Annotated in this window: 9 protein-coding genes; 5 read left to right on the top strand and 4 right to left on the bottom strand. The window is 60.3% G+C overall.

Annotation, left to right across the window (positions count from 1 at the left end; genetic code table 11):
- Nucleotides 1-212: 212 nt before the first annotated feature.
- From rdgC to sugE, 3 genes are all read left to right on the top strand, one after another.
- On the top strand, nucleotides 213-1133 hold the full coding sequence (gene rdgC, locus MA884_RS14170; RefSeq protein ID WP_047228694.1) for a recombination-associated protein RdgC: 921 nt from the start codon (nucleotides 213-215) through the stop codon (nucleotides 1131-1133).
- 145 nt (nucleotides 1134-1278) lie between these two features.
- Nucleotides 1279-2244, top strand: coding sequence for a bile acid:sodium symporter family protein (locus tag MA884_RS14175; RefSeq protein ID WP_256231114.1), 966 nt, complete (start codon nucleotides 1279-1281; stop codon nucleotides 2242-2244).
- A 118-nt stretch (nucleotides 2245-2362) separates the two neighbouring features.
- Nucleotides 2363-2677, top strand: a complete 315-nt coding sequence (gene sugE / locus MA884_RS14180) for a quaternary ammonium compound efflux SMR transporter SugE (protein ID WP_256231115.1) — start codon at nucleotides 2363-2365, stop codon at nucleotides 2675-2677.
- Nucleotides 2678-2824: 147 nt separating this feature from the next.
- Here sugE and MA884_RS14185 read toward each other — a convergent pair whose 3' ends face one another.
- The 4 genes from MA884_RS14185 to MA884_RS14200 form a co-directional block, all read right to left on the bottom strand.
- Nucleotides 2825-4699 carry an MFS transporter gene (locus MA884_RS14185; protein ID WP_256231116.1) on the bottom strand — a complete coding sequence of 625 codons (1875 nt, stop codon included), beginning with the start codon at nucleotides 4697-4699 and terminating at the stop codon, nucleotides 2825-2827.
- An 80-nt stretch (nucleotides 4700-4779) separates the two neighbouring features.
- Complete coding sequence (locus MA884_RS14190) at nucleotides 4780-5928, bottom strand: TDT family transporter (protein ID WP_256231117.1); 1149 nt, start codon at nucleotides 5926-5928, stop codon at nucleotides 4780-4782.
- 103 nt (nucleotides 5929-6031) lie between these two features.
- A complete protein-coding gene (locus MA884_RS14195; protein ID WP_256231118.1) occupies nucleotides 6032-6343 on the bottom strand; it encodes a cupin domain-containing protein in 312 nt (103 codons plus the stop codon).
- Between the two features lie 35 nt (nucleotides 6344-6378).
- On the bottom strand, nucleotides 6379-7563 hold the full coding sequence (locus MA884_RS14200) for an MFS transporter (protein WP_256231119.1): 1185 nt from the start codon (nucleotides 7561-7563) through the stop codon (nucleotides 6379-6381).
- Nucleotides 7564-7666: 103 nt separating this feature from the next.
- Here MA884_RS14200 and MA884_RS14205 point away from each other — a divergent pair, with 103 nt between their 5' ends.
- Entirely contained in the window at nucleotides 7667-8206 is a 540-nt protein-coding gene (locus tag MA884_RS14205; protein WP_256231120.1) for a TetR/AcrR family transcriptional regulator, read from the top strand.
- A 252-nt stretch (nucleotides 8207-8458) separates the two neighbouring features.
- Nucleotides 8459-11929, top strand: a complete 3471-nt coding sequence (locus MA884_RS14210; protein WP_256231121.1) for a PAS domain-containing hybrid sensor histidine kinase/response regulator — start codon at nucleotides 8459-8461, stop codon at nucleotides 11927-11929.
- The last annotated feature ends 16 nt before the right edge of the window (nucleotides 11930-11945 follow it).

An 11945-nucleotide genomic window follows, 5' to 3' on the forward strand; every position in this document is an offset into this window, starting at 1 on the left:
CGCCGACATTCTGCTTGTAAGGCAGACGCTCTCCCAGCTGAGCTAATCACCCTTCGCTTTCGGTGTGGCGCGCATTCTACGGAGCGTCCTCAAAGCTGGCAAGCACTTTTTACTTTAATTTTTTCAGGCCTTCCAAAGGCTTAGCGAAGGGTTGGCCTATGGCCCCGCGAAGAGAATAATGCCTCCCTTTGTATAAAGGAGAGACTCACCCCATGTGGTTCAAAAACCTGCTTATCTATCGCCTGACCCAAGATCTGCCTTTTGATGCCGAGGCGTTGGAAACTGCACTGGCCAGCAAACTGGCGCGTCCATGTGCAAGCCAGGAGTTGACCACTTACGGTTTCGTCGCGCCGTTCGGCAAAGGCGAAGACGCACCTCTGGTGCACATCAGCCAGGATTTCCTGCTGATCGCCGCGCGCAAGGAAGAACGCATCTTGCCAGGCAGCGTCGTACGCGATGCCCTGAAGGAAAAGGTCGAAGAGATCGAAGCCGAACAAATGCGCAAGGTCTATAAAAAGGAACGGGACCAGCTCAAGGATGAAATCATCCAGGCGTTTCTGCCTCGCGCGTTCATTCGTCGCTCGTCCACCTTCGCCGCCATAGCACCGAAACAGGGACTGATCCTGGTCAACTCCGCCAGCCCGAAACGCGCCGAAGACCTGCTCTCTACCCTGCGTGAAGTCCTCGGCTCGCTGCCGGTGCGCCCACTGACAGTGAAGACGGCACCCACCGCCATCATGACCGACTGGGTCAAGACCCAGAAAGCCGCCGACGATTTCTTCGTGCTGGATGAATGCGAGCTGCGCGACACTCACGAAGATGGCGGCATCGTGCGCTGCAAGCGCCAGGACCTGACCAGCGACGAAATCCAGCTGCACTTGAACACCGGCAAAGTGGTGACCCAACTGTCGCTGGCCTGGCAGGACAAGCTGTCTTTCGTGCTCGACGACAAAATGGTGGTCAAGCGTCTGAAGTTCGAAGACTTGTTGCAGGACCAGGCGGAACAAGACGGCGGCGACGAGGCCCTCGGCCAACTGGACGCCAGCTTCACGCTGATGATGTTGACGTTTGGCGAATTCCTGCCGGCGCTGGTAGAAGCATTGGGTGGTGAAGAGATGCCTCAGGGGATCTAACAGCCAAATGATTACCCTTGTGGGAGCGAGCCTGCTCGCGATAGCAGAGTGACAGTTACCGATAAGTTGACTGATACTCCGCTATCGCGAGCAGGCTCGCTCCCACATTGTTTTTGTGCTGCTACTTAATAATAAGGATCAGGTCATGCGCGCACTGGCTGCATTGAGTCGTTTTGTCGGCAATACCTTCGCTTACTGGGTGCTGTTTTTTGCCGTGCTGGCATTCTTGCTGCCGCAGTGGTTCGTCGATCTGAAAGTCGCCATCGTCCCCTTGCTGGGACTGGTGATGTTCGGCATGGGCCTGGCGCTCAAGCTGGAAGACTTTGCCGAAGTAGGCCGTCATCCAGGGCGGGTAGTCCTGGGAGTGATTGCACAATTTGTAATCATGCCCGGCGTGGCCTGGTTACTTTGCCAGGCATTCAGCCTGCCGCCGGAGATTGCCGTCGGGGTGATTCTGGTGGGTTGCTGCCCGAGCGGCACTTCCTCCAACGTCATGACCTGGTTGGCCCGCGGTGACCTGGCTTTGGCCGTGTCACTTTCGGCCATCACCACCCTGCTCGCGCCTTTGCTGACCCCGGCGCTGATCTGGCTACTGGCTTCCGCCTGGTTGCCGGTGTCGTTCTCGGCGCTTTTCTGGTCGATCCTGCAGATCGTACTGCTGCCTATCGTGCTGGGCATCGTTGCTCAACGCCTGTTGGGGGAGCGGGTTCGTCACGCGGTCGAAGTGCTGCCGCTGATCTCAGTAGTGAGCATCGTGATCATTGTTGCGGCGGTAGTGGCGGCCAGCCAGGCGAAGATCGCCGAGTCCGGCCTGTTGATCATGGCAATCGTGATGCTGCATAACAGCTTCGGTTACCTGCTGGGTTACTTCACCGGTCGCCTGTTCGGGTTGCCACTGGCCCAGCGCAAGACCTTGTCGCTGGAGGTGGGCATGCAAAACTCCGGTCTGGGCGCAGCCCTGGCCAGTGCGCATTTCTCGCCGCTGGCGGCGGTGCCCAGCGCGCTGTTCAGCGTCTGGCACAATATTTCCGGGGCACTGCTCTCGACGTATTTCCGGCGCATGAGCGAAAAACAGGACCGTGAGCTGCTCGCCCGCCAAGCGGCGGACTGAAAAGCAGACTTGATCGAGTGGTCAATAATGGGCAATCTATATGCCCATCGCGGGGACGACCCCGCCACTCGATCGACCTAAATCCGGGGACGACCCCATCCATCGATGGAGGTGTGTGATGTCCTGGATCATTCTGTTTTTTGCCGGCCTGTTCGAAGTCGGTTGGGCTGTCGGCCTGAAGTACACCGACGGCTTCAGCCGCCCGCTCCCTACCGTATTGACCGTTGCGGCCATGGCTATCAGCCTTGGCCTGCTGGGCCTTGCGATGAAGGAATTGCCCCTGGGCACGGCCTATGCCATCTGGACCGGCGTCGGTGCCGTGGGCACGGTGATTGCCGGGATCATTCTGTTTGGTGAGTCCATGGCGCTGGTTCGGCTGGCCAGTGTGGCGTTGATCGTTGCCGGGTTGATCGGGCTTAAGGTCAGCGCCTGAGTTCACCTGCAGGAGCAAGATCTGTAGACACAGAGGCTTGCAGGGGCTAGACCTGTGGGAGCAAGGCTTGCCCGCGAGGCGGTCTCAAGGACGCTATCGCGAGCAAGTTTTGCTCCCACATACCTTACTTTCACAAGGTGTCTCCCGTTATCTGACAGCCCCGCGCAAATCCCCCACCAACGCTTGCAACTTCGCTGGCTCCGCTGCCTCAACGGCAACCGCCGGACCCGCCACCAACGTCACCCGCGACCACAACCGGCGAAACAGCCCCTTGTTCGGGTCGCGACTGAAGAAGCTGCCCCACAGTCCCTGCAACGCCAGGGGAATCACCGGCACGGGTGTTTCCTGAAGAATGCGCGTCAGCCCGCCCTTGAACTCATTGATCTCACCATCGGCCGTCAACTTTCCTTCGGGGAAGATGCACACCAACTCGCCGTTCTGCAGGTATTGTGCGATGCGCGTAAAGGCGCTTTCGTAGGTATGAATGTCTTCCTGGCGCCCGGCAATCGGAACCGTCCCGGCGGTGCGAAAGATGAAATTGAGCACCGGCAGGTTGTAGATCTTGTAGTACATCACGAAACGAATCGGCCGGCGCACCGCGCCGCCAATCAGCAAGGCGTCGACGAAAGATACGTGGTTGCAGACCAGCAGCGCGGCACCTTCATCGGGAATCGCATCCAGGTTTCGATGCTCCACGCGGTACATGGAATGGCTCAGAAGCCAGATCATGAAGCGCATGCTGAACTCGGGGACGATTTTGAAGATGTAGGTGTTCACGCCAATGTTCAGCAGCGACACCACCAGGAACAGCTGCGGAATCGACAGTTCCAGCAGGCCCAGCAGGACAATGGAGACAATCGCCGAGACCACCATGAACAACGCGTTGAGAATGTTGTTGGCGGCGATGACCCGCGCCCGCTCATTCTCGGCGGTGCGCGACTGGATCAGTGCGTACAGCGGCACGATGTAGAAACCACCAAAGACACCGAGCCCGAGGATGTCGATCAGCACCAGCCAGGCGTGGCCGAAACCGAGCACTTCGAGCCAGCCGTAACCCTCGGCGCTGCCGGGAATTCCACCGGAATGCCACCACAACAGCAGCCCGAACACGGTCAGGCCAAACGAGCCGAACGGCACCAGTCCGATCTCGACTTTGCGCCCAGACAACTTCTCGCACAGCATCGAACCTAATGCGATCCCCACCGAGAACACCGTCAGGATCAAGGTCACCACGGTTTCATCACCGTGCATCCAGTCCTTGGCGTAGGCCGGGATCTGCGTCAGATAAATCGCTCCGACAAACCAGAACCACGAGTTGCCGACAATGGAGCGGGACACCGCCGGCGTTTGTCCCAGGCCCAGTTTAAGCGTGGCCCAGGACTGGCTGAAAATGTTCCAGTTCAAACGCATCTGCGGCGAGGCCGCCGCCGCGCGCGGAATGCCGCGACTCGCCAGGTAACCGAGCACGGCGATAACGACAATCGAGGTCGCCACCACCGGTGCGTAATGCGCCGAGGACATCATGATTCCGGCACCGATGGTGCCGATGAGGATCGCCAGGAACGTGCCCATCTCCACCAGGCCATTGCCGCCGACCAGTTCGTCCTCATGCAGCGCTTGCGGCAGGATCGAATATTTCACCGGCCCGAACAGCGCCGACTGGGTGCCCATGGCGAACAGCGCCGCCAGCATCAGCCACAAGTGATCGAAGAGGAAACCCACCGCACCAATCGCCATGATGGCGATTTCGCCGAGTTTGATCAGACGAATCAGCGCATCCTTGGCGAATTTTTCCCCGAACTGCCCCGCCAGCGCCGAGAACAAGAAGAACGGCAAGATAAACAGCAGCGCACACAGGTTGACCCAGATCGAACGGTCACCCTCGATGGTCAGCCGATAGAGAATCGCCAGGATCAGCGATTGCTTGAACACGTTGTCGTTGAACGCGCCAAGGGACTGCGTGATGAAAAACGGCAGGAAACGCCGCGTGCGGAGCAAGGTGAACTGCGAGGGGTGACTCATCTTCCATGTTCCTGAGTGGCGTGGTCGCTTATTGGAATGAGGTTCTTCGATCCAGGCAACACATTACCTGTCTTTAACGATTATTTCGCCAGCCCCGCAATGCACGGCGACACGAACAGCTCGCCGTGCCAGGCGCCGAGCACCGTGCGCCGGCCGACGATCAGCCACATAACCGCCAGCATCGCCACCAGCACACAACCGAACACGGTGAAAAAACCCAGGCTCGGCAAGCTCGCCAACTTCAGCGTCGCCAGCGCATACACGCCCAATGGGAAGGTAAAGCCCCACCAACCGAGGTTGAACGGGATGCCTGTGCGCAAATACCGTGCGGTGATCAGCAGCGCCATCAGCATCCACCAGAACCCGAACCCCCACAGGGTGATACCGGCCACCAGCCCCAAGCCGGCGGCGACGTCGCCCAAGCCCGGCAGGCCATTGGCGGCAAAAATCAGCGGCGCATCGCCTCCCAGCAACAACATGCCCAAGGCACCGGTACCGATCGGGCCGAGGGCCAGCCAGCTCGAGGCGGCCATGTTTTCATGGGGTAGTTTGTGCAAGGCCATGCGCAGCAGCAGAATCGTCAGAATGCTGAACGCTATGGGTAGGGAAAATGCCCAGAGGATATAGCTGGTGACCAGCATGACCAGTTGCGAATGAGCGTCTGCCAAGTGCGGCGCCAACAACCCGCCACTGGCGGCGGCAACTTCAGCCGCCACCACTGGCAATAACCACACGGCGGTCATCTGGTCGATCCGGTGTTCCTGGCGGGTGAACATCAAAAACGGAATCAGCACGCCGCAGGCCAGGGACATCGCCACGTCGATCCACCACAACGTTTCAGCCAACGGCACCACGCCCTCGCCCCAACGCGGCAAACCGAATACCAACAAGCCATTGATGAGGGTCGCCAGCCCCATGGGAATGGTGCCGAAAAACATCGAAACCGTTGAATGACCGAAAATCCGCCGGGCCTCGTCGAAGAACAGCACCCAACGGGCGGTGTACAGTCCGGTGAACAACACAAACAACAGGATGTTGAACAACCACAACCCTTCGGCCAGGACGCGCAGGCCTGGGACATCCCCCGGCCATTGCGCCAACGCCAGGGCCACTACTCCAGTGCCCATGACGACAGCAAACCAGTTAGGCGTGAACTGGCGAATGGCTTCCAATGGCCTGGGCAAATGACTGAGTGGGCGCAAACGGTTTGTTGCAGCACAGCATGGCATGGCGAACTCCTGCTCTCGGATGAGATAGCGCCATGCTAGATTCAAATCGAATATCTATATAACGGGTAATATCTCTATATATTATCGATTTCAGTAATATTTATCAGACGCTGCCCTCGGTCTCAATCACCAGAACTCTCGCCTCCCCCAATGGCTTGGCTACGTGCTCGGTGCCCACCGATGCGTAGAAAATATCCCCCGCGCCCAGCAAGGCGTCTTTCTCGACCCCCTCTTCCCGATAACTCATCTGCACTTGCCCATCGAGGACCACGAAGACTTCCTGACCGTCATTGATGTGCCATTTGTAAGGCTGATCAGTCCAGTGCAAACGCGTGGTGATGCCGTTCATATTGGCGATATCCAGCGCCGCCCAGGCGCGGTCACCGGTAAAGGATTTGCTGCGGATAATTTTCAAAAGAGATCGCGCCAAAACAAGTTGAGAAGCCAAGGTTAACCCAAACCAGGCGATGGCCGCGCTTGCCGCGACAGCCCCAGCAAGGCAACGGTCGACAGCACAATCAAGACCGCGCCATAGCCATCGGTGGTCGGGATCAGCCCGAACACCCGGGTCAGGCTCCCCGCCAGCAGCGACGGCAGGCTGAAGGCCAAATAACTGAGGACATAAAACGCCGACATCAACCCGGCCCGCTCATGGGGCAAGGCCAACGGCATAATGCTGCGCAATGCCCCCAGAAAGCCTGCGCCGAAACCGCTGCCGGTGACCAGCGTGCCAACGAAGAACAACGGCAAGCTGGCACCGTGCACCGCGATCAATACCAGCGCCAGACCGACCATCAACAGACTGGCGGCCAGGCGCAGCATTTTGTCGGCCACCTGGTTGCGCAGCGCGTAGATGCTCAACGCTCCGGTGAGCGTCAGCACCGCCACCAGCGCGCCGCCAATCAAGTTGGAGGTGGTTCCGGTTGCGGCCCGCACCAATGACGGCGCCAGTGACAAGTAAAAACCGCCCACCGCCCAGGCCACCAGGTTCAACGGCAGTATCAGCCACAAGGCGCACCGTGCCTGGATCGGCACATGTAAGGTCGGGCGCAAGGATCGCCAGGCACCCGGTTGCGGGCTGACGCTCTCCGCCAGAAACCAGAGGTAAATGGCCTGGATCAGGAACAATCCCAGCAGAATCCAGTACGTCAGTTGCAGGGGCAACGGCGCGAACTCGGCCAACATGCCACAGCCGAACGCCCCACAAGCCATGCCCAGCAAGGGCGCGACGCTGGTGATCAGCGGACCTTGCCGACGATCAAAGTCCAGCAAGGCAGCGCCAAGCACGCTGGTGGCCATGCCCGTGGCGAAGCCCTGAATCAACCGTGCACCGATCAACCAGGCGATACTGTCGGCGTTGATAAACAGCAGCATCGCCAGCATGTTGAGCAACAGCGCTACGAAAATCACCGGTTTGCGCCCCAGATAATCCGACAGCGAACCTACGGTCAACAAGGCTGCTAACAGACTGAACGCGTATACACCGAAAATCAGCGTCAAGATCCCGGGGGAAAATTGCAGTTGTTCCTGATAGAGGTGATACAGCGGGGTTGGCGCGCTGGACGCAGCGAGGAAACCGAGCAGGGTGATCGCCAGGAATATCAGGCTGGCACGGGTCGAAGCTGGACGGGACATGGGCACACTCCACAAGGTGATCCACAAAAGCTAATTTTTTGCTTTTGCAGAGTGTGCTATCGACGTGCGCTTAAAGCAAATTCTTTGTGTTAAGGTCCGATCCATGGCTATTAAAGAAGGTTTACGTCCCGGCGGCAGAAGCGCACGGGTACAAGAGTCGATTCATTCGGCGGTTCGCAGCCTGCTCCAGGAGCAGGACCGCGCCACCCTGACCGTGCCGCAAATCGCTGCCCGCGCAGGCGTAACCCCGTCCACCATTTACCGCCGCTGGGGTGACCTGCCGGCATTGCTGGGCGACGTTGCAATCGCCCGCATGCGCCCGGACAGCGAACCGGTCGACACCGGCAGCCTGCGCGGGGATCTTCGCGCCTGGGCCGAACAGTACCTGGACGAAATGAGCTCTGAACCCGGGCGCAACATGATGCGCGACATCCAGGCCTGCGCCACGCCGGGCTATTGTGTGGGAATCATCAGCGGCCAGTTGCAGACCATCCTGGATCGCTATCCCGACGAGCCAAACCCGGGGGTCGAGCGTCTGATAAATGTGGTGGTCGCGCCGACGGTGTTTCGCATTCTCTTTGCCACCGCGCCGCTGGCGGTTGAGGAGTTGTATCGCCTGGTAGATATCGCATTGGCCCAGTAATACCGTCATCGCGAGCAGGCTCGCTCCCACACTGGATCTGCGGCGAACATGAATTTTGTGTTCACAACCGCTCAAATGTGGGAGCGAGCCTGCTCGCGATGGCGGCCATCCAGAACACTCCATGACCCAATGCTGAGCGCAACCCGCGACACCTCGACACGCCTCGACCTTGGTCGACACTGACGAACCTGAGCGGGCATGCGAGACTGTCCCGCCGGGCCTGCCCCCGGGGTCTTTCGTTCAGGAGCTTCCATGTCGTTGTCCAGCGGGCTGATCGCCGTTGTTGCCCTGGCCTATATGGCCATCCTGTTCGCCATCGCCTTCTACGGCGACCGGCGCAGCACGCCGCTGCCCCCTCGGGTGCGGGCGTGGGTCTACAGCCTGTCGCTGGCGGTGTACTGCACCAGCTGGACATTTTTTGGCGCGGTGGGCCAGGCCGCCGAACAACTCTGGTCATTCCTGCCGATTTACCTCGGGCCGATCCTGTTGCTGGTACTGGCACCGTGGGTCCTGCAGAAAATGGTGATGATCAGCAAGCAGGAAAACATCACCTCCATCGCTGACTTCATCGCCGCGCGCTATGGCAAATCCCAGTCCCTGGCGATTGTGGTTGCCCTGATCTGCCTGGTGGGTGTGTTGCCGTACATTGCCTTGCAACTCAAGGGCATCGTGCTCGGGGTGAACCTGCTCATCGGCGCCGGGGCCGACACCACGGGCACCCGCGCCCAGGACACGGCGCTGATCGTCTCGCTGATCCTCGCACTGTTCACCATCGTGTTCGGTACCCGCAACCTGGACGCCACCGAGCACCACCGCGGCATGGTATTGGCCATTGCCTTTGAGTCGCTGGTCAAGCTGTTCGCCTTCCTTGCCGTTGGCGCCTTTGTCACGTATGGCCTTTACGACGGTTTCGACGATCTGTTCAACCAGGCGATGCTTGCGCCGCGGCTGGAGCAATACTGGAAAGAAACCATCAACTGGCCGTCCATGGTGGTGCAGACCGGGGTGGCGATGATGGCGATCATCTGCTTGCCGCGGCAGTTTCACGTGACCGTGGTCGAGAACATCGAGCCCCAGGATCTGCGCCTGGCCAAGTGGGTGTTCCCCGCCTACCTGGCCCTGGCCGCGTTGTTCGTGGTGCCCATCGCCCTCGCCGGGCAGATGATGTTGCCCGACTCGGTGCTGCCGGATTCATTCGTCATCAGCCTGCCTTTGGCCCAGGCCCACCCGGCGCTGGCGGTGCTTGCGTTCATTGGCGGCGCCTCGGCGGCCACCGGTATGGTCATCGTGGCGAGTGTCGCGCTCTCCACCATGGTGTCCAACGACATGCTGCTGCCCTGGCTGTTGCGCCGCAACAACGCCGAGCGGCCCTTCGAAGTGTTTCGCCAGTGGATGCTGTCGGTTCGCCGGGTGAGCATTGTGGTGATCCTGCTGCTGGCCTATGTCAGCTACCGCCTGCTGGGGTCGACAGCGAGCCTGGCGACCATCGGCCAGATCGCCTTCGCCGCCGTAACTCAACTGGCGCCCGCCATGCTTGGCGCGCTGTACTGGAAACAGGCCAACCGCCGCGGCGTGTTCGCCGGCCTCGCCATGGGGATTTTCCTGTGGTTCTACACCTTGGTGTTGCCGATCGCGGCCCACAGCCTGGGCTGGTCGCTGAACAGTTTCCCGGGGCTTGCCTGGCTGCATGGCAACCCCTTGAACCTGCCGATTTCACCGCTGACCCAAGGGGTCGTGTTATCCCTGGCCGGTAACTTCACCCTGTTTGCCTGGATCTCCGTGCTGTCGCGCACCCGCGTGTCGGAACACTGGCAGGCCGGACGCTTCATCGGTCAGGAAATCAGCGCCCGCCCCAACCCCCGCTCGATGCTGGCGGTGCACATCGAAGACCTGCTGCAATTGGCCGCGCGCTTCGTTGGCGAAGAACGGGCGCGCCAGAGTTTCATTCGCTTTGCCTACCGCCAGGGCAAAGGCTTCAACCCGAACCAGAATGCCGACAGTGAATGGATCGCCCACACCGAACGGCTCCTGGCGGGTGTACTGGGAGCTTCATCGACGCGCGCTGTAGTAAAAGCCGCGATTGAAGGTCGGGAAATGCAGCTGGAGGATGTGGTCCGAATCGCGGATGAGGCCTCGGAAGTGCTGCAGTTCAATCGCGCACTGCTACAAGGCGCCATCGAAAATATCACCCAAGGCATCAGCGTGGTCGATCAGTCCCTCAGGCTGGTGGCCTGGAACCGTCGCTACCTGGAGCTGTTCAACTACCCAGACGGTTTGATCAGTGTCGGCCGGCCCATCGCCGACATCATCCGCTACAACGCCGAGCGCGGCCTTTGCGGCCCGGGCGAAGCGGAGGTTCATGTCGCTCGACGCTTGCACTGGATGCGCCAGGGCCGTGCCCACACCTCTGAACGACTGTTCCCCAATGGCCGGGTGATCGAGCTCATCGGCAACCCCATGCCCGGCGGTGGTTTCGTCATGAGTTTTACCGACATTACCGCTTTCCGCGAAGCCGAACAGGCCCTGACTGAAGCCAATGAAGGATTGGAACAACGGGTGGCAGAGCGCACCCGGGAACTGTCGCAACTGAACATGGCCCTGACCGAAGCCAAAGGCACCGCCGAGTCGGCCTACCAATCCAAGACACGGTTCCTGGCAGCAGTCAGTCATGACCTGATGCAGCCGCTCAACGCCGCGCGCCTGTTCTCCGCGGCATTGTCCCATCAGCACGACGGGTTGCCGAACGAGGCCCGGCAACTGGTGCACCATCTGGACAGTTCGTTGCGCTCGGCCGAAGACCTGATCACCGACCTGCTGGACATTTCCCGCCTGGAGAACGGCAAGATCAACCCTGACCGCAATCCATTCGCCCTCAATGAGCTGTTCGACACCCTCGGCGCCGAGTTCAAGGTACTGGCCCAGGAACAAGGCCTTAAATTCCGGGTGCGGGGCTCGCGACTGCGGGTCGACAGCGACATCAAGCTGCTGCGACGTGTGTTGCAGAACTTCCTCACCAATGCCTTCCGCTATGCCAAGGGACCGGTGCTGCTGGGCGTACGCCGTCGCAATGGCGAATTGTGCCTGGAGGTGTGGGATCGCGGCCCGGGCATCGCCGAAGACAAACTGCAGGTCATTTTCGAAGAATTCAAACGCCTCGACAGCCATCAGACCCGTGCCGAAAAAGGCCTCGGTCTGGGCCTGGCGATCGCCGACGGGCTGTGTCGCGTGCTGGGTCACACCTTGCGGGTACGTTCCTGGCCTGGGCGCGGCAGCGTATTCAGCGTCAGCGTACCGCTGGCCCAGGCGCAGACTGCCTTGCCCAAGCCCGTTGCCGAACCCAACGGTCATTTGCCAAAGGGCGCCCAGGTACTGTGTATCGACAACGAAGACAGCATTCTGATCGGCATGAACAGCCTGCTGACTCGCTGGGGCTGCCAGGTGTGGACGGCGCGTAACCGCCAGGAGTGCGAGCGTTTGCTCAGCGAGGGAGGCCGACCACAACTGGCCCTGGTGGATTTCCACCTGGACGATGGAGAGACCGGCACCGAGCTGATGGCCTGGTTACGCACCCGTATGGGTGAACCGATACCTGGCGTGGTGATCAGCGCCGATGGCCGCCCCGAGACGGTGGCGCAGGTGCATGCGGCAGGTCTGGATTACTTGGCCAAACCGGTGAAGCCGGCCGCGTTGAGGGCGTTGTTGAGTCGGCATTTGCCGTTGTAGCCAGGATCGATTTCCG

The sequence above is a fragment of the Pseudomonas sp. Q11 genome (genome assembly GCF_024494355.1).
GTDB classification, from domain to species: domain Bacteria; phylum Pseudomonadota; class Gammaproteobacteria; order Pseudomonadales; family Pseudomonadaceae; genus Aquipseudomonas; species Aquipseudomonas hefeiensis.